A 22992-nucleotide genomic window follows, 5' to 3' on the forward strand; every position below is an offset into this window, starting at 1 on the left:
ATGAGCGGGGGATGCCCCCTGGGTCCGCGCGTGCCCACTTTCCCTGCCGCTCGCCTGCCCTGCCCGTTTCGTGCAGAGCATTGCAGCCACATGCGCCCCTTGCCGAACGTGGTTCCTGGCTCAGTGCGCCATGCCGCGGGTGATCGCCGCGGCGCGCTGCTTCAGCTGGGCCACGGCATCGGGAATCATCTCCATGCCCACGTCCAGGCCGGGGTTCAGCACCAGGCCGACGCCGTCGCCGATCCCGGCCAGCAGCGCGTGCACCGCGATCGGCATGGCGTGGGCGAACTGCGGCAGCTGCTCATGCCACAGGCCAGCGCGCTCAGGCGCAGTGAACACCGCGAACATCGGCTCGCCGCTCTCGCTGGTCAGCACCAGCGGGGAGATGCTCTCGTCCCAGGCACCGTCTTCGCCGATGGCCTTGTCCAGCAGCACAAACGCCGTCGAGGTCAGCAGGCCATCGAGGAACTGCGATGCGGTCAGCGTGCCGTCCTGGGCCTGCAGCAGGCGCACCTCGAGGTCGTTGAGGGGTTCGAACGGGGTGTCGTGGTCCATGGTCGGTTCCGGTACGTGGTTGCAGGGCAGACTTTAGCAGGCCCGCTCCTCAACCGAGGAATCCATGCCGCCACAGCCAGCCCAGCGCGGCCAGCCCGGCCACGCCCACCAGCATCAACGGCAGGCCGAAGCGGTGCCGCCACGGGATCGGCACCCCGCCCAGCTGCTGGTCCATGGTCTCGGTATCCAGCACCCAGCCGTGCTCGCACCGGGTGCAGGCCAGCTCGTAGCGACGCTGGTAGGTGAAACCGAACAGCAGGTCGATGCGCGCCATCCTGTAGCGCAGCCGGGGCGCGAACTCGGTTTCCGTCTGGCAGCGCAGGCAGTGGTGGGCTTCGGTCGGGCCGACCACCACAACCCGCTCCTGCTGGCCGATCAGGATCATGGGTCAGCGCGCCTGGCAGGCGGGCTGGGCCAGCAGCCAGGCTTGGGCGGCGGCCAAAGTGGCGGCATCACCCTCGATACGCTGGTCGGGCTCGATCTTCAAGCCATCACCACGATCATTGCGGTCGCGCATCACGGTGGTGGTCAGCAGCAGGCGACTGCCATCGGCAAGCGTCTGCACGACATTGCCAGTGGAGACACCCGCAGTCGGCTGACCGAAACTCCGCGTCTGCGGACGACCACGCCACGCCAGCACCGAGGCCTCGCCCGAACTGCCGGTGCGCGGCCCGAACAGCACCGCCACCGGCGCGCCGGGCTGCCGCAGCACATAGTCGGACTGGCCGAAGTCCAGCACCGACTTTCCTGCACGCTGCACGGCGGTCGCGGTCAACGTCCAGCGCTCCGGCCCCTGTGCAGTTTCGAACGACCCCACATCTTCGTTGTTCACTACCGAGGTGCGCAGCAGCGGTGCCATGCCCAGCAGCATCGGCCACATGTTGCCACCGCTGTTGTCACGCAGGTCGACGATCCAGCCACAGCGCGCGCCGTCGTCCTTGCTGCGGATGACCTGCTGCCACCGCGCGGCACGCTGGATGTCCTGGCGGAACTTTTCCTGCGGCGTCGCGCCCGGCGTGGAGGCATAACCCTCGATGACCACCCAGCCGATGCGCATATCCACCGCATCGGCCGCCTTGGCCCGGTCCACGGCGGCGGCGCCGGCCTGCTGCGCGCGCGCAAGGGATTCGCTCTGGCGCTGGGTCGTCGTCCATCCGCCATGATTGCCCGTGCTGACCGCAATGGCTTCGCGCAGAACGGCCAGCCGTTGCGCCGGGTCGCCCTGCGCCGATTGCAGGCGTACGCGGGTGGCGGCCCAGTCCACCCGATCCCGATACAGCGCCTGGCGTTCAAGCAGATTGAGGATCTCGGCCTGGGCCACCGGCGAGGGCACCTCGACCGCGCCTGGCGTATCGGCCATGGCGCCGGTCGCCAGCAACACGAGCATCAGCGCGCCGATGCGACGCACTCCCTTGCGAACCTGCATGTGACGTTTCCTTGTCGTTGAGGCAGGCGCACAGCATAGCCCGCAGGTGATGGCTTTCGCCATGCGCGAACTGTCGTATCTGGCCCCGCTGCGGGTTGCAGCAAGACAGCGTGCACGCGATCAGTAAATTGCAACTTTGCCCATGTCATTGCCACGTAGAACGCGAGAAGGTTGCCTCCGTCGGCGCCTCCTGCGCTGGCCGGGATTGGCGTCCTGAATCAAACATCGAAACGATCGAGTTGCCGCCTCAGCGGCAATCGCGACAATGCACCGGCTTGCCCATGGCGGGCGGTGCGTGGGGATCCTCGTGATCCGTCGGCTTTTTTTCGTTTCGATTTTGACCGGCACGCCAACCCGCACCGCCCGCCACCTTGCACGCCGCAGGTGGCCTTGCCTCGTGAGGTTGCCGCCATGAACACGCCCCACCCCACCTATCCACGCCTGCAGGCATTGCTCGGCGCTGCACTGCCCGGCCTGCAGCTGCCCACTACCGCCGCCGAAGCGTTGGAAGATGCACTCGCCGAAGCCAACGAACAGGCGCCGCCCTCCGCATTCTTCGCGCGGTTGCGCGGCATCGCTCACAGCCACGCAGCCGACGGCCAGGCGTGGCGCGAGCGGCAACTCAGCGAGGGGCGCGGTCGGGAACTGGCCGAGGCGACGCGTTGCCTGGCGGCGTTGTCTGCGTGCGGCGGGGTACTGCTGGCTGCACAGTCTGCGCGCGAGACGGACGATGCGCAGGCGCAGTGTCCGCCGCAGGTGGAGGAAGGCCTGCTGCATGCAATGGTGGTGTTGGCCGATCATGCCGGCGCGCTGGTGGAAACGGATGCGTGCGCACCGCTGCTGTAGAGCCGAGCCGTTGCTGGGCTGCGCGGAGGTCATGGCATCGGTGGGATTCGTGCCGACCAAGGTCGGCACCTACCAGAGCAGGTCATGGCAGTGGAAAGCATCGTGCCGACCAAGGTCGGCACCCACCAGAGCGGATCATGGCGTCGATTGGCCCTGTGTCGACCAAGGCCGACACCCACCAGAGCGGGTCATGACACCCGTACCGCGCGCTACCAGTCCGCGCGCAGGCCGATGTTGCCTTCGATGATGCGGCGCTTCTCGTTGCGGTCGCCACCCAGTTCACGGGTGTAGTCGGCCACCGCGTACGCGCTGATGGTGCGGTTGAAGCGCCCTACCGCGCCGACACCGGCTTCGAGTGCACGCGAGCGCTGCGAATTGAAGATCACGTCATCGTCGAAGCGGATACGGTCTTCGCCGGAACGGCCGTGCCAGTAGTTGAGCTTGAAGTACGGCTGCCAGCCGTTGTCGGCCAGCTGATAGTCGCCGGCAAGGCGCAGGCCGACGCGGCCGGTCCAGGCGTTGTCGTTGTCGAAGCGTACGCTCGACACCGCATCGCGGCGGTCGTCCAGCGAGGTGCGTTGCCAGATCACCTGCACCTGCGGTTCCAGCCACCATGCGGACTGACCGAAGTGCAGCAGCGGTTTGCCCGCCTCCACCGACACGCTGGTGCCATCACCCTTGATCCCGAAGCCGAGCCCGCGCGAGGAACGCACGCGGCCGTCGTAGCGGCTCTGCATCGCCACGGCGTCGATGTAGCCGCCACTGCTGTCGGTGAAGGTCCAGTACAGGCCCACGTGCTTGTCGTCCAGGCGGTTCTGGCCTACCTGCACGTTCTCCCAGCCCAGTGCCAGGCCGGTGGTCTTGCCCTGCGCGCGGGTGCGGCCGACGAACACGCCGATCTGGTTGCGGTGGTTGTCAGAAGCAGCAGCCCACACGTCGAGGCCGGCCTGCAGGCCCATCACATCGCCATCGAAGCCGGGCTGCGAATCGCCCTTCCAGTGGATCTCGCTGCTCTGCCCCACCAGACGGCCCCAGGCGGTGCGGAACGCACCCTGGCTGTACAGCAGGCGCTGCTCGCCCTGCCGCTCGTGGAAGGTACCCAGGCTGGCCAGCGAGGTCTCGCGCAGCAGCGGCGGCACCACGGCATAGGCAGCAGTCTCCACGCGGTACAGCGGCACCACCGCGCCTTCGGCGGGGCGTGCGCCCGGCGTCGGCGGCGCACCGGTTCCGGGCAGCGCACCGCCGGCCACCGGCACGTCCGGTACCGCTGGATCACTGGGCGGCGCCACAGGCGCCGGTTCCGGTGGCGGCGGCGGTGGTGCGGTCTCGCCGGCTGTCAGGTCTGGATCGGGGGCGCCTTCGGGCGGCGGCGGCGGTGCCGGGGTGATCGGTGGCGGTGGTGCGACAGGTGGCGTCGGCGGCGGCGGCACGCCATTGATACCGCTCCCGTTTGGCGCTGGTGCCGGGCCGGCCACCAGGGTCGAGCGCAGGTACCAGTTCTCGCTGGTACCGGCACTGACACCCCCCTTGAACAGGAAGTACTCGTAGGCGCCAGCCGCCACCGGCGCGAACAGCGAGAACGCACCCGGCGCGGTGCGGCCACCATTCAAGGCCTGCACCACCAGGATGCCATCGGCCAACGTGGCAGCGCCGCTGCCGCCGGCATTGAGCACGCCGATGCCGGTCGTGCCGGTGACGGCACCACCATCGATCACCAGGCGGTCGCTGGTTGAATTATCCGCCCCCAGAACGGTGCGCAGGTACAGACCACCACCGTCACCGCGGTAGTTGCCACGCACGGTGAACACGTTGCCGGCGCCAGTACCGGTCAGGTCGATGCGCCCGGCATTGACCATCTCCACCAGTGCACCACTGTTGAACGGACGGATGGCATGGCCGCCACTGCCTGCATAGACGGTGCTCGTGTCATCCACCGTGAGCGTTCCGGTGCCGGTACTGCTGTCACCCAGCACCAGATCGCCATCAAAGGTCAGCTCGGTGCTGTTGGCCAGGCTGATCGCCTCCCAGTTCTGGAAGCGGCCCACGCCCGTGGTCTTGACGTTGTTGAAGTTGAGCTGGTCGATGCCACTGCCGCCGTCGAACAGCGGCACCGCACCGAGGTTGCCCTGGTTGAGGCTGCTGAGGTTGGCCACGTCGTTGTCCGGCCCCATGTCGATCGCGCCGTAGACGATGCCACCGCCACTCCAGTTGAAGGTGTCGCTGCCGGTACTGAGCAGCACCTGCCCGCGCACGGTGCCGTCGGTGATGGTCACGCTGTCGTTGCCGCCACTGACACTGATGTTGCCGCCGATGTAGGCCGTGCCCGAGATGATGATGGTATCGGTGTCGAAGCCGGTCACCACGTTGCCGTCCACCGTACCGCCAGACTGGTCCCACAGGTTCTTGTCCAGCTTCATGTTGACGCGGCCGATGCGGCCAGCGGTCATCCAGGCCTGGTCGCCATCTTCGAACGCGCCGATGATGCGGCCACCGCTCATGCGGAAGGTATCGATGTTGTCGCCCTGCTGCAGCGCGCCTATCGTGCCGCCACTCATGATGAAATCATCGCGGCCACTGCCCTGCGCCACCACGCCGGTGACGGCGCCGCCGGTGACGGTCATCTGGTCATCGCCGCCGCCCTGGTCGACGCTGTCGATCGTGCCATCGCTGAGCAGCAGCACATCGTTTCCATCGCCCTGCAGGATGCCGCCGCTGATGCTGCCGCTCTGCATCTCGAGGCGATCATTGCCCGCATCGAACTGTACGCCGGTGCGCCCGCTGATCGTTCCTCGATTGACCAGCACGCTGTCGCCCGCACCGACGAACTGCAGGGCGGTGTTGTTGCCGGTGCTGATGCTGCCGGTGTTGTCGACGCGGCTGCCACCCCCAAGCTGCACGGTTACACCGCCGACCGAACTGATCGCGCCCTGGTTTGACAGCAGGTGACCACCGGCGCCGACCAGCGCGATGGCCGATCCACCACCACTCTGCTGCAGCTGTGCACCGGCGGCGACATTGACGGTGATGCCGGCCGCACCATTTGCGGTAACGGGAGTGGTCTGCGGATTCGGCGCGTTGGTATCACAGGTGACCGTCTGGCCGGCAGTCGGTGCCGGGCTGTTGCAGCCGGCCCAGGCAACGCTGGCGGTCGTCAGAAGCAGGGAGGGAACGGCGAGGGCCTGCAACACGGAAACAGCAAGGCGGCGCGGACGGAACGCACGCGGAACGGCACGGTACATGGGGCACTCCTGGGCGGGCAATCAGGAACTGCGTATGTGCGGCACGGCGCTTGCAGTCTGCCGTGTGGTGAACCATTTCGATAGGTGAACTTGCGTGCGGGAAATCACAGTTCAGATGTGAAATCGCCCAGCCCTCACGCCGATGTGATGTGGCTGAAATCGTTCATTTTTTCCGGCATCCGGAATCACGCGCAAAGCACCCATGCATGGCGTGGATCTACTGATCCTGCATCGCCAATCGATTCGCTCATGGCACCTGGTCAATCTACGTCATGCGTGGATGCCGTTGGCGGATGGGGTCAGATCTTCAGGTAGATCTTCCGCTTATCCAGCCACCACGCCACGCCCCACCACAGTGCGACGAACACCAGCGCCTGCAGCATCGACGCCAGCTCCAGCGCCTGCGGCATCGCGGTGGCCAGCTGCTGCCAGATCCACCCCCAGATCCCGGTGGCCATCAGCACCACCGACATCACCGATGCCCCCAGGTACGCGGTGATCGCATTGACCCCGAAGCGCCGGCCGAGTGCCGGCCAACCCTTCTGGTCGATCAGCACGTGGCCCAGCCACAGCGCCAGCGCGGCCAGGCCGCCGGTCCACAGCACGTAGCTGGGCGTCCACAGCTGCTTGTTCAACGGCAGAACCACGGCCAGCAGCAGGCCCAGCACAGCGGTCGCCACGCCCAGCCCTGCCAATGCCGCCGAACGCCCGTTGCGCAGCAGGCCACCGGCAAGCAGGCCGAGCACGGTACTGGCCAGCGCCCCCAGCGTGCTCAGCAATCCTTCCGGGTCATGGCCCAGTCCGGTATCGGCATGCCACTGGTAGATCCACGGTGCGAACAGCGCGGTATCCAGGCGGCTGGCCGGGTTGGTCCACGGCGCCAGGTCGCCGCTGCCCAGCAGCAACACGGTGTACCCCACCAGCAGCGCGATCAAAGCGCCCACCTGCACGCGTGGTCGCGCGTAGACCGCCAGTACGCCCACCAACCCCGCACACACCGCGATGCGTTGCAGCACGCCCCAGATGCGGAAGTGATGCGTATCCAGTGCCCACCAGATCAGCAGGTGCAGCAGCGCACCGGCCATCAGGATGCGCAGCGCGCGCTCCAGCACGCCGCGCGCCAACGCGGGTCGCGCCGCCGCATCCTGCGCGCGCGGTGCCACGCTGAAGGCCATCGACACGCCCACCAGGAACAGGAAGAACGGGAACACCAGGTCGGTGGGCGTGCAGCCATGCCATTCCGAGTGACGCAGCGGCGCGAACACCGCACTCCAGTCGCCCGGATTGTTGACCAGCAGCATCGCCGCCACGGTGATGCCGCGCAGGGCATCGATCGAGCCCAGCCGGCGTGGCGGCGAACTGTTCATCAGGCGGCCTCGTACTGTCCGGCAATCCAGGTACCACGCACCTGCAGGGCGTCGTCCAGCAGCACCAGGTCGGCCTGGTAGCCCTCGGCGATGTGGCCCAGGCGATCATCGACATTGAGGAACTGCGCTGGGTACGTCGATGCCATGCGCGCCGCTTCGGCCAGCGGCTGGCCAAGCAGCTGCACGGTGTTGCGCACCGCGGTGGCCATGTCCAGCGCCGAGCCGGCCAGCGAACCGGCAGCATTGCGCACCACGCCGTCGACGGCGGTAATGGTTTCGCCGTACAGCACGTAGCTGGGATCGTCGGCACCGACCGGCGGCATCGCATCGGTCACCAGCAGCAGGCGGCCTCGCGGCTTGGCCGCCAGCGCCACGCGCAGGCTGGCGGGGTGCACGTGAACGCCATCAACGATGATGCCGATCCAGCTGTCGCGGTCCTCCAATGCGGCGCCCACCGCACCGGGCTCACGGCCCTGCAGCGGCGACATCGCGTTGTACAGGTGGGTGAAGCCACGCACACCGGCATCCAGGCCGGCACGGATCTCTTCGTAGGTACCTGCGGTGTGCCCGGCGGCAACGATCACGCCACGCTCGACCAGCGCACGGATGGTCTCCAGCGGCACGCGCTCCGGCGCCAGCGTCAGCACGGTCACACCGTTGTCCAGCGATGCCGCCAGCGCGATTTCTCCTTCGTCCGGTACGCGGAACTTGCTGGCATCGTGCGTGCCCTTGCGCGCCGGTGCGATGTACGGGCCTTCCAGGTGGATGCCGATCACGCCTGGTACACCCTGCGTGATCGCCTCGCGCATCGCAGCGATCGCTTCGCGCATCACTGCCACGTCATCACTGATCAGTGTCGGCAGCATCGCCGTGGTGCCGAAACGGCGGTGCGCCTGCGCGATGGTGCGCAGTGCCGCCACGTCCGGCGTGTTGTTGAACAGTGCACCACCGCCACCATTGACCTGCACATCGATGAAGCCGGGCAGCAGCCAGCCGCCACCCAGGTCCACCTGCTCGGCGGCATGGCCGAGCTGCGGTGCGGCGTCGGGCAACAGCGCGCTGATGCGACCGTTCTCGATCACCAGCGCCAGATCATCACGGAAGTCGTCGCCCGCCAGGATGCGGGCATTGCGCAGGACGGTCGCCATTACACGGTCTCCGTCACCTTGTTCAGGTGCGGCGGCAGGTCCGGGTTGAAGCCACGACGCAGCGCCAGCGCATTGATCGCGCGGTAGAAGCTCTGCACGGTCAGCAGCGGTGCGCACAGCGGGTGCGGCGCAGCAGCCACCGGCAGGTTGCCGCCAGCACCGGCCATCCATACCTGTGCGCCACGCGCGGTGAATTCCTCGACGACGGCACGGGTGCCGGCGCCGGTTTCATCCGGCTGGGCAAAGGCCAGCACCGGGAAGCCGCGGTCGACCAGCGCCATCGGGCCGTGCTTCACTTCAGCCGAGCTGTAGGCTTCGGCATGCAGGCTGCAGGTTTCCTTGAACTTCAGCGCCGCTTCCTGCGCCGCCCCCAGGCCCAGGCCACGGCCGAGCACGAACAGGTTGGTGGCCTCGACCAGGCCTTCGGTCACCGCGCTCCAGTCGCACTGCCACGCCTCACGCAACGCGTCGGGCAGCAGGTCCAGCGCAGCGCGCAGGCTGCTGTCCTGCTTCCAGTACGCGGCCAGCTGCAGCAGCGCGGCCAGCGACGCCAGGTAGCTCTTGGTCGCCGCCACGCTCTTTTCGGCACCCGCGTGGAGCGGAATGACCGTATCGGCCAGCTGCGCCAGCGGTGAATCCTCGACGTTGACCAGCGCGATCACGCGCGCACCGGCCGCCTTGGCGGCCTCGGCGTTGCGCAGCAGGTCCGGGCTCTTGCCCGACTGCGAGATGACGATGAACAGTGCGCCGCGCAGCTGCAATGGTGCGGCGTAGACCGACCCCACCGATGGCGAGGCCGACGCGACCACCAGGCCCAGCTGGGTTTCCAGCAGATACTTGCCATAGGTGGCGGCGTGGTCGGAGCTGCCGCGTGCACAGGTGACCACGAACGGCGGCGGTTCAGCACGCAGGCTGGCGGCCAGGGTTTCCATGGTGGCGTGGTTGCGCGAGAACTGGCGCGCGACCACGTCGGCCGCTTCAGCGGCCTCGGCGAACATCAGGGTGGACGTGGGGTCTGACAGCGACATGGCAGGCTCAGGCAGGATCGGAAGGAAGGGGGCGTGCGCCGGCGGGGCGCATCGGCGCGGTCGAACCACGCACCACCAGCTGCGGCACGAAGCCCTGGTTGTGCAGCGGCGCCGGCGCATCGTCGTAGGCATCGCTGCGCAGTTGCGCGATCAGCAGGCGCGCGGCGTGGCGGGCGATGTCCTCGGTGGCCTGCTTGGCGGTGGTCAGCGGCGGCCACGACTGGCGCGAGAACGGGCTGTCCTCGAACCCGGCAATGGACAGGTCGTAGGGCACGTTCATGCCGGCCGACTTGGCGGCGGCCAGTACGCCGGCGGCGATTTCGTCGTTGGAACCGAAGATGGCGGTGGGCGGCTCGCGCAGCGCCAGCAGGCGGCGCGCGCCGCGGAAACCATCGTCGAAGGTGTAGTCGCCCTGCACCACCAGATGCTTGTCCACGGTCATGCCGTAGTCCTTCAGCGCGGCTTCGTAACCGGCATAGCGTTCGCCAGAGGAGCGGTGCGAGCTGCCGCCCCAGAGGAAGCCGATGCGCTGGTGGCCCAGCTGGATCAGGTGCTCGGTGATCTCGTAGGCGGCCTCGCGGTCGTCCACGAACACACATGCGCCATCGGCCGGGTCTTCGGTGGCGGCGATGATGCGCACCAGCTTGATGCCGCGCGCGGTCAGCGCCTGGATCAGGTCGCGGCGCTCGGACATCGGTGCGGTCAGCACCAGCCCGGCCAGGCGCGAACGCTGCACCCAGTCGGCCAGTTCATCGGCCAGCAGCGGCGAGCTGGAATCGCAGGGATGGATCTGCAGCCCGAACCCGGTCTCGCGGCAGGCGGCGAGCACGCCGTTCTGCACGCCGATGATGTGGTATGGGTTCGGGTTGTCGTAGACCAGCCCGATCACGAAGGTGGTGCCGCTGCGCAGGTTGCGCGCGGACGGATCGGGCTCGTAGTCCAGCTCGGCGATGGCACGCAGCACCCGCGCGCGGGTGGCCTGCATCACCGAGGGCTCGTTGTTGATCACGCGCGAGACCGTCTTCAGCGAGACCTTGGCTTTCTCCGCAACGTCCTTGATGGTCGCTCTGCGCATGGGTTTTCCCTGGGGTTGGCTGCCGTCCATCATCGCCGATCAGGCCTTGTCCTGCGGCAGGCCGGCGCGATGCCCGATCACCGAATAGAACAGGATGTACAGGTAGCACGGCACCATCAGCAGAACGAACACCAGCTGGAAGTCGATGTGCTGCTTGAGCACGGCGAACAGCTGCGGAATGATCGCGCCACCGGCAATGCCCATCACCAGCAGCGCCGAACCGGTCTCGGTGAAGCGGCCCAGGCCACGGATCGCCAGCGGGAAGATCGCCGGCCACATCATGGCGTTGGCAAAACCCAGCAGGGCCACGAAAGCCACCGACACGTAGCCGTGGGTGGCCCAGGCGCCAAGACAGAACACCACGCCCAGCACCGCCGAAATGGTCAGGTAGCGCGACTGCGAGACAACCTTGGGGATCAGCAGCAGGCCGACCACGTAACCGACCAGCATTGCGCCCAGGGTAAGCGAGGTGAACATCTTGGTCTGGTCCAGCGGCAGGTCGAAGCCGTGGCCGTAGGTACCGATGGCATCGCCGGCCATCACCTCCACGCCCACGTAGACGAACAGGCACAGCACGCCCAGCCACAGATGCGGGAACTGGAAGATGCTGCGACGCTCGGCGGCACCGGCCGCAACCGGCGTGGCATTGGCTTCGGACGACTTGATTTCCGGCAGCGGCGAGAACAGCACGGCCACCGCCAGCAGCACCAGCAGGCCGGCCATGGCCAGGTACGGCACATGGATCTTGGCGGCGAATTCGTTGAGCAGCTGCGCCTTGGTCGCTTCATCGGCAGCGGCCACCGTGGCCGACAGATCACCGATGCCATGCAGCACCACGGTACCGATCAGCACCGGCGCGAGCATGCCGGCGATCTTGTTGCAGATGCCCATCAACGCGATGCGGCGTGCCGCCGTCTCGATGGGCCCAAGGATGGAGATGTAGGGGTTGATCGCGGTCTGCAGCAGGGCCAGGCCGCTGCCGATCACGAACAGGCCGCCGAGCGCGCCCGGATACCAGCGCTGGGTGGCGAATTCGCCGAACAGCGCGGCGCCCCCGGCCATCACCAGCAGGCTCAGGCTCAGGCCCTTCTTCATGCCGGTGCGGCGCAGGATCCACGATGACGGCAGGGCCAGGAAGAAGTAGGACAGGTAGAACACCATCAGCACCAGGAAGGCGCCGACCTCGCTGAGTTCGAAGGCGAGCTTGACGAAGGTGATCAGCGGGCCGTTGAGCCAGGTGAAGAAGCCGATCAGGAAGAACAGCACGCCGACGATGGCGATGGAGGTGGCCACGTTCGGGCGCACGCTTGCAGCGGAGACGGCGGACATCGGGAAGGGCTCCTGCGGCGACGGCCGCAGAACGCGGCGTCGGAGAGTGGCTGGGAACAACGTTGTCACATTCTTTCGATGGACAACCGCGGTTTGTCAACTTCCCCGCGAGGCCGCGTGAACCTCGTGCTGCACTGCGCAACCCGATGGCAGCGGATCGTGCTGAATGCGCCGCAGCCCTTGAGCCCCGTGCAGCAACGGCTCCAGCGTGAAACCCATGCTCACGCCATGTAAACGTTTACTGCACGCCGCATTCGTTGCGACGCAGCAACGAAAGTGTCACGAACTCGTTGACATCGTTGTCAGCGCGGTTACAGACTCCGCCCCAATCGCCGCCCTCGAGCCTTGGGGACGGCCCCACCTGCAGCAGGAGCCCGCGTGACCGCCAGCCACCCCGCCCCGGCCCATGTCCTGTCCCGAATCGCGCCCTCGTTCCTGGCCGCCGACGTCGGTGGCACCCATGTGCGTGTGGCCCGGGTCCAGGCCAGCGGTGATGCCGCCCATCCGGTGCAGGTGCTGGAGTACCGCAAGTACCGCAACGCCGACCATGCAGGCCTCAGCGCGATCCTGTCCGACTTCCTCGGCGAAGGCCCGCGGCCCACGCACTGCGTGGTCGCCAGTGCCGGCTACGCCCGCGAGGACGGCACGGTGATCACCGCCAACCTGCCGTGGCCGCTGTCGGCGCGCCAGGTGGAAGCCGACGTCGGCCTGCAGCGGGTCTTCATCGTCAACGACTTCGAAGCCGTGGCCTATGCCGCTGCGCAGGTTGACGCCAGTGGCGTGCTGCACCTGTGCGGACCGGAAACCGCCGCCCGCGGCCCGACCCTGGTGGTCGGCCCCGGTACCGGCCTCGGCGCCGCGCTGTGGATCCCCACCGCGCACGGCCCGGTGGTGCTCCCGACCGAAGCCGGCCAACCGACCCTGGCCGCCAGCACCGAACTGGAGATGGCCATCGTCCGCCACATGCAGCGCGACCGCGCGCACGTGTCGATCGAGCATGCGATCTCCGGCCCGGGCCTGATGAACCTGTACCGCGCGGTGTGCGCACTGCAGGGCCAGGCGCCGACCCTGGCCAGCCCCGACGCGGTCACCGCTGCGGCCATGGCCGACAGCGATGCACATGCGCGCCAGGCGCTGGATGTGTTCTGCGGCCTGCTCGGCAGCACCATCGGCGACATGGCGCTGTTCTACGGCGCCCATGGTGGCGTCTACCTGGCCGGCGGCATCCTGCCGCAGATCCGCGAATACCTGCACGCCAGCACCTTCGTCGAACGCTACCTGCAGAAGGGGCCGATGGGCGAAGCGCTGGCACGCATCCCGGTGAAGGTCGTCGAGCACGGCCAGCTGGGCGTGGTCGGCGCTGCCAGCTGGTACCTGCAGCAGCAGTCGGCCGCCTGACACCGCAACAGGCTTCAACGCAATCGCAGCACGCAGTACGTGGCACGCCAACGCACGGGACTTCGCCGCCGCCCCGCGCATGTCATCGCAACCGTAATCGAACACCGCCGCCGGCATCCAATCGAGTGATGAGGAGAGACATCATGAACACCCGCAAGACCCTGCTTTCGGCCGCCATCGTCAGCTGCATCGCCTTCAGTGCACATGCGCAGCAGGCCGCCCAGACCGCCACCGACCTGGATACCGTGCAGGTCACCGGCATCCGTGGGTCGATGGAAAAATCGCTGGACACCAAGCGCGAAGCCAATGCGCGCGTGGAAGTGGTCACCGCCGAAGACGTGGGCAAGCTGCCCGCGCACAACGTCGCCGACACCCTGCAGCGCCTGCCGGGCGTGAACATCAGCTCGTCCAGCGCCGACGAAGGCGGCTTCGACGAAGCCGACCGCGTCAGCCTGCGTGGTACCAGCCCGAGCCTGACCCAGACCCTGATCAACGGCCACACCGTCGGCACCGCCGACTGGTTCGTGCTCAGCCAGGGCAACAACGTCGGCCGCAGCGTCAGCTACTCGTTGCTGCCATCGGAACTGGTGCGCTCGGTGGAAGTGAACAAGTCCTCGCAGGCCAAGCTGCAGGACGGCGGCACCACCGGTACCGTCAACATCCTCACCCGCAAGCCGCTGGAATTCTCCAAGCAGCTCACTGCGGAAGGCTCCATCGGCATGGTGCGTTCGGACCAGGCCAAGTCCAACGACCCGCAGCTGTCGGCACTGTTCAACTACAAGAACGACGAAGGCAACTTCGGCGTGATGGTGCAGGCCTTCAGCCAGAAGCGCGAGCTGCGCCGCGAAGCGCAGGAAATCCCGGGCGGTTTCTTCCAGATCGATCCGAATGGCACCGTGGCCAAGTCCAACCCGGACCTGGCCGGCGTATACGCGCCGGGCCTGCTCGGCTCGACCCTGTTCGAACAGACCCGCGAGCGCAAGGGCGGCCTGGTGTCGCTGCAGTTCAAGCCGATGGACAACCTGACCCTGGGCCTGGAAGGCTTCAGCTCGGAACTGAAGGCGAACAACTACAACCGCAACTTCATGCTGTGGGGTGGCCGCATCCTCAACGACCGCACCGTTGAAGATGCCAATGGCAACAAGATCCTGATTCCGGGCCAGGCCCCGAATCCGGGTTACGTCATCAAGGATGGCGTACTGTCCAACGCCACCTTCGCCGGCCAGGCCGACCGCGACTACGCGGTGTACGACATGATCTACCGCGAGTCGAAGGCCAAGACCAACTACATCACCTTCGATGCCGACTGGCAGATCAGCGACAACCTGGGCATGAAATTCCAGGCTGGCAGCACCAAGGGCACCGGCGAAACGCCGCGCCAGTACATCGCCGAAGTCAACCTGGCCCGTGGTGGCGGCGCCACCTGGGCAACCCACGGCAACGGCTCGCCGATCGACTGGAACGTCGGTGGCAACATCGGCCCGAGCGGCGTGACCGACTTCGGTACCTGGGGCAACCAGCAGGTCACCGCGATCGACAAGGAAAAGTGGGCCACGCTCGATTTCAACCAGTACTTCGCCGACGCTGGCGTACTGAACTCGATTGATTTCGGCGCCCGCTTCGGCGACCACAAGCGCGAGGCCAAGTCGCCGGAAGGCGCAACCCCGGGCGCGATCTGGAATGCGCTGAAGAACGGCGCCACTGCCAACTTCCCCGGTGGCTTCGCCAACGGCATCGGTGGCAGCTTCCCGCGTGACCTGTGGTACTTCACCCCGGGCGCACTGAAGGAAGCAGTGACCAACAACTCCACCTGGCTGTCCGGCAATGACGGCCCGACCGGCCGCCACAACTACGGCGCCGAGTGGAAGGTGTCCGAGAAGAACTTTGCTGCCTACGTACAGGGCAACTTCAGCGGCGACCGCTGGAGCGGCAACGTCGGCCTGCGCTACGTCAACATCAAGCAGGATATCGATACCTACGCCGCCGCCACCGGCTCGACCGTGCCGGACGTGAGCAGCCTGTTCGGCGCGTGGACCCGCGAAGCTTTCGAGAACAAGCACAACCGTGTGCTGCCGAGCGCCAACTTCAAGTACGACCTGCGTGACGACCTGGTGCTGCGCGTGGCCGCATCGCAGACCCAGACCCTGCCGGACTTCTCGGCACTGGGTGCCTCGTCCTACGGTTCGGACCTGAACCGGACCGGCGGTGGCGGCAATCCGAAGTTGAAGCCGGTGGTGTCGACCAACTTCGACGCCAACCTGGAGTGGTACTTCATGCCGCGCGGCATGTTGTCGATCGGTGCCTACTCGATGCGCCTGAAGGACTACGTCGCCTTCAGCACCGAGAAGGAAATGCTGTTCAGCGAGCTGACCAACCGTCTCGAGGAGTACAACATCTCCCGCCCGCGCAATGCCGACGGCAAGGTGCGCGGTATCGAAGTGGCCTATGAGCAGCCGATCGGCGAGTACTTCGGTGTCAATGCCAACTACACCTACGCCGATGGCAGCACCGACCACACCTGGGCCGATGGCAGCGACAACCTGCTGGGTACTTCGAAGAACACCTACAACGTCGGTGCCTACTTCGAGAACGATACCTTCGGTGCACGCGTCAGCTACACCCGCCGTTCGTCGTTCCTGATCGGCCTGTCCGGCGCCAACCCGTACTACCAGGATGACTTCGGCACCCTGTCGGCGTCGCTGAGCTACAAGGCCACCGACTGGCTGAGCATCAGCTTCGATGCGCTCAACCTCAACAACCCGACCTACAAGTACTACCAGACCGCGGCCATCCCGACCTCGTTCTACAGCAACGGTCGCCAGTACTACCTCAACTTCCGCTTCAAGTACTGATCCAGCGGCGGCAACATCGCCGAGTCGTGCACGCACGCCGGGCCTGGGTCATTCCGGGCCCGGCGTTTTTCATGTATAGCGTTCGTCGCACCGTTCCAAGGAGTCGTACCGATGGTCAAGCCTTCCCGCGCCCGGATGCGCAGCGCAGTGCTGCTGGGCAGCCTGCTCGCCCTGTTGCCGGCACTGCCGGCACTTGCCGCCGACCCCACACCCGCCACTGAAGCACCCGGCCCCCTGCTGCGCGCCGACAGCCTGATGCTGATTCCCGCCCCGGCCAGCGTGCAGCGCGGCCAGGGCAGCGGCATCACCGTCCGCGCCGACACCGTGCTGCAGGCCGAAGGCGAAGCCGCGCAGCGCGTCGCCAGCCAGTTCGCCGATCTGCTGGCCCGCAGCGGTGGTCCGCGCCTTGCACCAGCCAGCGGCAAGGCGGCAGGCATGTCGGGCAGCATCCGCTTCCAGATCGTGCCCACCTTCCGCGACAGCGGCGAAAGCTACACGCTGGAGAGCACCGCGCAGGGCGTGCTGATCCAGGCCGGCAACGAAACCGGCCTGTTCTACGGCGCGACCACCCTCGCCCAGCTCGCCACCGGCGGCAGCAATGGCGTGCTGCCGGCGGTGCAGATCCAGGACGCGCCGCGCTTCAGCTGGCGCGGTTTCATGCTCGATTCCGCACGTCACTTCCAGAGCCTGGACGAGATCAAGCGCGTGCTCGACGCGATGGCCGCGCACAAGCTCAACACCTTCCACTGGCACCTCACCGACGACCAGGGCTGGCGCATGGAGATCAAGCGCTACCCGAAGCTGACCGACGTGGGCAGCTGCCGCCTGCCGGCCGGCGACGGTGGCATCGATCCGGTCACTGGCGAGGAGCATCCGTATTGCGGCTTCTACACGCAGGACCAGATCCGCGAAGTGATTGCCTATGCGGCGAAGCTGCATATCCAGGTGATTCCGGAAATCGATGTGCCGGGCCACGCGACTGCCGCGATTGCTGCGTATCCGGAGCTGGGCACCATCAATACGCCGTTGAAACCGATCAGTGAATGGGGCGTGTTCCCCAACCTGTTCAACACTGAAGACAGCACCGTCACCTTCCTCGAGAACGTGCTGGAAGAAGTGATCGACCTGTTCCCGGCCAAGTACGTGCACGTCGGTGGCGACGAGGCGGTGAAGGACCAGTGGGAAGCGTCGAAGCAGGTGCAGCAGCGCATGCGTGCGCTGGGCATCAAGGATGAAATGGCCATGCAGAGCCACATCATCAAGCGCCTGGAGACCTTCCTGGAGGAGCACGACCGGCGCCTGATCGGCTGGGATGAGATCCTCGAAGGTGGGCTGCCGCCGCAGGCCACGGTGATGTCCTGGCAGGGCACCGAAGGCGGTCTGGCTGCGGCCAGCGCCGGCCATGACGTGATCATGTCGCCGGTCGGCTACCTCTATCTGGATTACCTGCAGACGGCCTCGCCGAACGAACCGCCCGGCCGCCCGACCCAGGTCAACCTCGGCAAGCTGTACAACTTCGAGCCGGTGCCGGCCGAGCTGGCCGCTGACAAGCGCGGGCACATCCTCGGCCTGCAGGCCAACATGTTCACCGAGCACACGCGCAGCTACGCACGCCTGCAGCACAACCTGTTCCCACGCCTGGCCGCCGTGGCCGAGACCGGCTGGAGCACGCCGGAACATCGCGATTTCCGCGATTTCCTCGCGCGCCTGCCGTCCCAGCTGCAGCGCTACCATGCCTGGGGCCTGGCCTATGCGCAGACTCCGTTCGAAGTGGGCGTGGACTACACCGACAATCGCGCGGACAACACGGTGACGGTGTCGCTGGCCAATCCGCTGGGCTATGAAGTGCGCTACAGCACCGATGGCCAGCCGGTGAGCGCGCAGTCACCGCTGTACCAGCAGCCGCTGACCGGAAAACTGCCAACCACCGTGCAGGCTGCCGCGTTCTACCAGGGCCAGATGCTGGCGGCGAAACCGACCATTGCCACCTTCACCGCACAGTCGCTGCTCAGCCGCCGCAGCGATGAGCTGCTCAGCTGCGTGGGCAAGAAGGGCCTGGTGCTGCGCCTGGAAGACGATGGCCCACGCGAAGGCAACCGTGCGGTGTTCAACGTGGACATCTTCCAGCCGTGCTGGCGCTGGCCGCAGGCACAGCTGGACGGCATCGGCAGCGTGGAGGTCCGCGCGGGTCGCATTCCGTACTACTTCCAGCTGGCCCACGACGAGCCCAAGCGTCGCTTCGAGAAAGCGAAGCGCGCGCATGGCGAGATGCAGGTACGCCGTGGCGACTGCAGCGGCAAGGTGCTCGCGGAAGTACCGCTGCCGGCCACGCCGGATGCCGATGGCTTCGTGACGCTGAAGGCCACGCTGCCGAAGGGCACGCAGGGCAGCGGTGACCTGTGCATCAACTTCACCGGCGACACGCGCCCGGCGATGTGGGTGCTGGATGAGGTGACCCTGGGGAAATGACGGCAGGCCTGTCCAGGTGGGTGCCGGCCTTGGTCGGCACCTCGGGCAGAGCATCCACGCATGGCGTGGATCTACGGGTAGGTGCCAACCTGGGTTGGCACGCCTTTACCCGCGCCAGCGCAGCAGCAGGTCGCGCAGCGGGGTCAGTGCGGTGGCCATGCCGGCGAGCACACCGACCGTGTTGGCGATGGCATCCATCGGGTCGGCCATGCGGTTGCTGGTCAGCGCACCCTGGGCAAATTCGATGCCGATGCCCATCAACACCAGGCCCACGCCCACCCACAGCAGCGGGCGGCCCCGACGGAACAGCTGCACCGCGCTGCCGGCCAGGATGAAGTAGGCGAGGAAGTGCTCGCCCTTGTCGCTGTTTTCCGGCAACGGAATCGGCGGCGGTGGAATCAGGCAGACCACGATCACCAGCAGTACTGCCGCCGCCCACAGCCCGGCCCACAACCGCGGCCGCCGCAGCGGCTTGATCGCCGGCAACACCTCGCTCACAGGCGCCAGCTCAGGTCACCCAGCTCGAAGGCCGGTTCGAAGTCGACGCCACGCTGCAGGCCGATGGCCTGGAAGCGCTCGCCCATCTCGGTCGGCAGGGTCAGCTTCTTCACCTGGTCGCGCAGCTGGATGCGGCCGACCTCATCGGTGCGTTCCTCGGCCAGCAGCAGCACCTGGTCCAGGCCGTTGCCGAGCAGGAAGCTGGCCTGGCTGCAGTAGCCGGCCAGCTCGAATCCGCCGTGCATGCCGGCCTCGGCCATCGCGGTGAAATCCACCGACGCGGTGATGTCCTGCAACCCCGGCCAGCGGTGCACGTCGTTGTGCACATGGTGGCGGTAGAACGCACGCACGGTGCCATCGTCGCGGTCGTGCTGGTAGAACTCGCCGCGGCTGTAGCCGTAGTCGACAAACAGCATCGCACCACGCTGCATGCCACCGGCCACCGCCTGCAGCCAGTACGGCAGCTGCGGCAGCACTTCGGAACGGTAGCCCTCGGCGAAAGGCTTTTCCAGGTAGCGCTCGATATGGCGCACCGCACCGTTGAGCAGGATGTCGGCCGGCTGCGCGCCACGGATGAAGTTGCCCTCGGCGTCCAGCTCGACGGTTTCCTCGTAGACCTCGCCATCCCGGATCAGGAAGCGCGGGGTCGGCAGCGCGTCGATCACCTCGTTGGCGAACACCACCCCTTCCCAGTCCTCCTCGAACGGGCGGTCGACCCAGTCCACGCGCGCGGCCAGCTCGGCCGGCAGGTTCTGCTGCAGGCGCTGCTGCTGGCGCTCGCGCAGGTCGGCACTGGGTTCCAGGATGGCGTAGCGCGACGGCAGCGCATCCAGCTCGGCCAGGCGCAGCAGCACCGCCTCGGCAAAGGCGCCGGTACCGCCGCCCAGTTCCAGCATCCGCGCCTGCGCCCCCAGCTGTGCAAATACCGGCGCCAGCGCATTGGCCACGCTGCCGGCGAACAGGCTGCCGAGCTCGGGCGCGGTGGTGAAGTCGCCACTGCCACCGAACTTGCTGGCGCCGGCGCTGTAATAGCCCCAGCCGGGGGTATACAGGCAGAGCTCCATGAAGCGCGAGAACGGCATCGCCCCGCCCTGCGCAAGGATCTCGGCGCGCAGGGCGGCCGCCAGCTGGTCGCTATGGGCCAGGGCATCGGCTTCGGGCAGGGGGAAGGTGGGCTGCATGGCGTCTTCGAATGCGGTGACAATGGTGCACAGGATAGCCGAGCCTTGGAGGACCCTCGATGAGCGATACCCACCCCGTGGTCCTGATCACCGGCAGCGCGCGCCGGATCGGTGCGGCCATCGCCCGCCAGTTCCACGCCTGTGGCTGGTCGGTGGTGCTGCACGCCAATACCTCCAGCGCCGAGCTGCAGCAGGCCGCGTTCGATTTCGACAATGTGCGCCCGGGCAGCGTGCTGGCCCTGCAGGCCGACCTGCGTGACGCCGACGCCCTGGCCGACCTGGTGGAACAGGCCGTCACCCACTTCGGCCGACTGGACGCGCTGGTCAACAACGCCTCCAACTTCTTCCCCACCCCGCTCGGCCAGGTCACCGCCGAGGCAATGGACGAGCTGTACGCGGTCAACGCGCGCGCGCCACTGCTGCTGTCACAGGCGGCGGCGCCCTACCTGCGCCGCCAGCAGGGCTGCATCGTCAACCTGACCGACCTGCACGGCACCGACCCGATGCGCGACCACATCGCCTACACCATGGCCAAGGCCGCGCTGGAGATGGCCACCCGCGCGCTGGCATTGGAGCTGGCACCGAAGGTGCGGGTCAATGCGGTCGCGCCGGGGGCGATCCTGTGGCCGGAACAGGGCAAGGACGATTTCGCCCGCGAGGCACTGCTGGCGCGCACGCCACTGGCGCGGATCGGCACGGTCGAGGAGATCGCCGAAGCGGTCTACTGGCTGGTGGCCGAAGCCAGCTTCGTCACCGGCCACACCCTGCGCGTGGATGGTGGGCGCACGGTCAGTTGAGGTAGTGCCGGCCGCTGGCCGGCAACCGCCGTCATTCCAGGTCCACCACCTCGAACGCTTCGCCAAACTGCGCGTGCGCCCGCCACAGCGTGGCCAGGTCCTGCCCGCTGACCGGGTCGATGAAGCCCGGCGCGATGTCCGCCAGCGGCTTCAGCACGAAAGCATGCTTCAGTTCCGGGCGCGGAATGCGCAGGTGGCCGGGGCCTTCCACCACCAGGTCGCCGTAGAACACCACGTCGATGTCCAGGGTCCGGTCGGAGAAGCGCGGCCCGCTGCGATCGCGGCCGTGCGCGTCTTCCAGCGCATGCAGCCAGTCGTCCAGTTCCTGCAGTGGCAGATCGGTCTCGATCGCCACCGCATTGTTGAGGAAGGCCGGGCCATCGAAGCCGACCGCGGCAGTACGGTAGGCGGGTGACACCTGCAGTGCGCCAAAGCGCTCGCGCAGGGCCGTCACCGCGGCGTGGAGGTAGCGGCGGGGCTGGACGTTGCTGCCCAGGCTCAGGAGCACGGTGGTCATGCGGTTCAGGTGACGGCACTTGGGGGGCGTGGACATGCCGTCGTCACGGCGGCCTGCCTACAATCCGGGACGCACATGATAGGGCACCGACATGACCTATTGCGTTGGAATCGAGGTGGACGAAGGCCTGGTCTTCGCTGCCGACACCCGGACCAATGCCTCGCTGGACGATGTGCGCGTGCACCGCAAGCTGCACGTGTTCGAGTTCCCCGGCCAGGCAGCCTACGTGCTGATGGCGGCTGGCAACCTGGCCACCACCCAGCTGCTGGTGTCACGCCTGGGGCGCGACGCCAGTGAACGGCGCACGCCCAACCTGCGCGACATGACCCATCTGTTCGAAGCTGCCGAGTACGTCGGCCAGCTGCTGGTGGACAGCCAGGTGCACAGCAGCCAGAGCGAGCACGGCCATGACGGGGTCAACACCCAGGCGACGCTGATTTTCGGTGGCCAGATCGCTGGCGAGCGGCCCGGGCTGTACATGATCTATCCGCTCGGCAACGCCATCGCCGCTTCGCCGGAGACGCCCTATCTTCAGATCGGTGAGTCCAAGTACGGCAAGCCCATCCTGGACCGCATCCTCAGCCCGGCCACACGCCTGGAGGACGCGGCGCGCACGGCAATCGTGTCGCTGGATTCGACCATTCGCTCCAATCTGTCGGTAGGCCTGCCGATCGACCTGGCGCTGCTGCGTGATGGTGAACTGCGCATCGGGCAGCAGCTGCGGCTCGGCGCGGATTCAACGTTGTATGCGGACATCCACCAGAACTGGTCACGGCGCCTGGAACAGGCGGTGGACGCCCTGCCACGCTTCCCCTGGGAGACCCTGGACCGGTAGTGCCGGCCGCTGGCCGGCAACCGCGTTGATCCCACCACACAGGGATGCCGGCCAGCGGCCGGCACTACCGCGGCATCAGCCCAGCGCCTCGGCCACCGCGCGGAACACCAGCTGCATCTGCAGCGGCTGGAACAGGCGATGGGCGCCCTGCCGCGTTTCCCCTGGGAAACTGCCGAGCGGTAGTGCCGGCCGCTGGCCGGCAACCGCATTGATCCCACCCCACAGGGATGCCGGCCAGCGGCCGGCACTACCGGGCATCAGCCCAGCGCTTCGGCCACCGCGCGGAAGACCAGCTGCATCTGCAGCGGCTGGAACAGGCGGTGGACGCCCTGCCACGCTTCCCCTGGGAAACTGCCAAGCTGTAGTGCCGGCCGCTGGCCGGCAACCGCATTGATTCCACCACACTGGGATGCCGGCCAGCGGCCGGCACTA

Annotated in this window: 19 protein-coding genes; 6 read left to right on the forward strand and 13 right to left on the reverse strand. The window is 67.2% G+C overall.

The window, feature by feature from the left end:
- Positions 1–120: 120 nt before the first annotated feature.
- From AC5P7E_RS11835 to AC5P7E_RS11845, 3 genes are read right to left on the reverse strand one after another with little or no spacing between them, the layout of a single operon-like run.
- A complete protein-coding gene (locus tag AC5P7E_RS11835) occupies positions 121–555 on the reverse strand; it encodes an SseB family protein (RefSeq protein WP_005411035.1) in 435 nt (144 codons plus the stop codon).
- Between the two features lie 49 nt (positions 556–604).
- Positions 605–940: a hypothetical protein gene (locus AC5P7E_RS11840; protein WP_005411036.1), complete on the reverse strand. Its 336-nt coding sequence runs from the start codon at positions 938–940 to the stop codon at positions 605–607.
- Positions 941–943: 3 nt separating this feature from the next.
- Positions 944–1981, reverse strand: a complete 1038-nt coding sequence (locus tag AC5P7E_RS11845) for a S41 family peptidase (protein WP_114618215.1) — start codon at positions 1979–1981, stop codon at positions 944–946.
- Positions 1982–2392: 411 nt separating this feature from the next.
- Between AC5P7E_RS11845 and AC5P7E_RS11850 the strand changes: the two genes are divergently transcribed.
- A complete protein-coding gene (locus tag AC5P7E_RS11850) occupies positions 2393–2827 on the forward strand; it encodes a hypothetical protein (RefSeq protein ID WP_062605636.1) in 435 nt (144 codons plus the stop codon).
- 209 nt (positions 2828–3036) lie between these two features.
- Here the strand turns inward: AC5P7E_RS11850 and AC5P7E_RS11855 are convergent, their stop codons facing one another.
- The 6 genes from AC5P7E_RS11855 to AC5P7E_RS11880 all read right to left on the reverse strand — a co-directional run bounded on the left by AC5P7E_RS11855 (position 3037) and on the right by AC5P7E_RS11880 (position 12013).
- Positions 3037–6066: an autotransporter family protein gene (locus AC5P7E_RS11855; RefSeq protein ID WP_114618216.1), complete on the reverse strand. Its 3030-nt coding sequence runs from the start codon at positions 6064–6066 to the stop codon at positions 3037–3039.
- 299 nt (positions 6067–6365) lie between these two features.
- Positions 6366–7433 carry an acyltransferase family protein gene (locus AC5P7E_RS11860; RefSeq protein WP_099524299.1) on the reverse strand — a complete coding sequence of 356 codons (1068 nt, stop codon included), beginning with the start codon at positions 7431–7433 and terminating at the stop codon, positions 6366–6368.
- Positions 7433–8581: an N-acetylglucosamine-6-phosphate deacetylase gene (gene nagA, locus AC5P7E_RS11865; RefSeq protein WP_062605631.1), complete on the reverse strand. Its 1149-nt coding sequence runs from the start codon at positions 8579–8581 to the stop codon at positions 7433–7435. The genes AC5P7E_RS11860 and nagA overlap by 1 nt, the downstream gene beginning before the upstream one ends.
- The gene (locus AC5P7E_RS11870) at positions 8581–9609 is read right to left on the reverse strand and encodes an SIS domain-containing protein (RefSeq protein ID WP_049450606.1); all 1029 of its coding nucleotides are present in this window, start codon (positions 9607–9609) and stop codon (positions 8581–8583) included. Before AC5P7E_RS11870 ends, nagA begins: the two co-directional genes overlap by 1 nt.
- Before the next feature lie 7 nt (positions 9610–9616).
- The gene (locus tag AC5P7E_RS11875) at positions 9617–10684 is read right to left on the reverse strand and encodes a LacI family DNA-binding transcriptional regulator (RefSeq protein ID WP_005411045.1); all 1068 of its coding nucleotides are present in this window, start codon (positions 10682–10684) and stop codon (positions 9617–9619) included.
- 39 nt (positions 10685–10723) lie between these two features.
- Positions 10724–12013 (reverse strand): sugar MFS transporter, encoded by a 1290-nt coding sequence (locus AC5P7E_RS11880; protein ID WP_005411046.1) that lies wholly within the window; start codon positions 12011–12013, stop codon positions 10724–10726.
- Positions 12014–12391: 378 nt separating this feature from the next.
- Here AC5P7E_RS11880 and AC5P7E_RS11885 point away from each other — a divergent pair, with 378 nt between their 5' ends.
- From AC5P7E_RS11885 to AC5P7E_RS11895, 3 genes are all read left to right on the forward strand, one after another.
- Positions 12392–13411: a glucokinase family protein gene (locus AC5P7E_RS11885; protein ID WP_024957032.1), complete on the forward strand. Its 1020-nt coding sequence runs from the start codon at positions 12392–12394 to the stop codon at positions 13409–13411.
- Between the two features lie 143 nt (positions 13412–13554).
- Positions 13555–16263: a TonB-dependent receptor gene (locus AC5P7E_RS11890; RefSeq protein ID WP_005411048.1), complete on the forward strand. Its 2709-nt coding sequence runs from the start codon at positions 13555–13557 to the stop codon at positions 16261–16263.
- Positions 16264–16374: 111 nt separating this feature from the next.
- The gene (locus AC5P7E_RS11895) at positions 16375–18732 is read left to right on the forward strand and encodes a family 20 glycosylhydrolase (RefSeq protein ID WP_114618217.1); all 2358 of its coding nucleotides are present in this window, start codon (positions 16375–16377) and stop codon (positions 18730–18732) included.
- Positions 18733–18837: 105 nt separating this feature from the next.
- Here the strand turns inward: AC5P7E_RS11895 and AC5P7E_RS11900 are convergent, their stop codons facing one another.
- Complete coding sequence (locus tag AC5P7E_RS11900; RefSeq protein WP_049402429.1) at positions 18838–19230, reverse strand: VanZ family protein; 393 nt, start codon at positions 19228–19230, stop codon at positions 18838–18840.
- On the reverse strand, positions 19227–20411 hold the full coding sequence (locus AC5P7E_RS11905) for a class I SAM-dependent methyltransferase (RefSeq protein WP_005411051.1): 1185 nt from the start codon (positions 20409–20411) through the stop codon (positions 19227–19229). The genes AC5P7E_RS11900 and AC5P7E_RS11905 overlap by 4 nt, the downstream gene beginning before the upstream one ends.
- Before the next feature lie 59 nt (positions 20412–20470).
- Here AC5P7E_RS11905 and AC5P7E_RS11910 point away from each other — a divergent pair, with 59 nt between their 5' ends.
- On the forward strand, positions 20471–21208 hold the full coding sequence (locus AC5P7E_RS11910) for a pteridine reductase (protein WP_005411052.1): 738 nt from the start codon (positions 20471–20473) through the stop codon (positions 21206–21208).
- A gap of 31 nt (positions 21209–21239) precedes the next feature.
- Here the strand turns inward: AC5P7E_RS11910 and folK are convergent, their stop codons facing one another.
- On the reverse strand, positions 21240–21725 hold the full coding sequence (gene folK, locus AC5P7E_RS11915; protein WP_012481279.1) for a 2-amino-4-hydroxy-6-hydroxymethyldihydropteridine diphosphokinase: 486 nt from the start codon (positions 21723–21725) through the stop codon (positions 21240–21242).
- 91 nt (positions 21726–21816) lie between these two features.
- On the opposite strand from folK, the gene AC5P7E_RS11920 reads away from it, so the two are divergent.
- Positions 21817–22560: a proteasome-type protease gene (locus AC5P7E_RS11920; protein ID WP_114618218.1), complete on the forward strand. Its 744-nt coding sequence runs from the start codon at positions 21817–21819 to the stop codon at positions 22558–22560.
- 75 nt (positions 22561–22635) lie between these two features.
- Here the strand turns inward: AC5P7E_RS11920 and AC5P7E_RS11925 are convergent, their stop codons facing one another.
- Positions 22636–22818: a hypothetical protein gene (locus tag AC5P7E_RS11925; RefSeq protein WP_162792506.1), complete on the reverse strand. Its 183-nt coding sequence runs from the start codon at positions 22816–22818 to the stop codon at positions 22636–22638.
- Positions 22819–22992 lie beyond the last annotated feature (174 nt).

It is taken from the genome of Stenotrophomonas sp. YJH_SMC_25 (assembly GCF_059369595.1).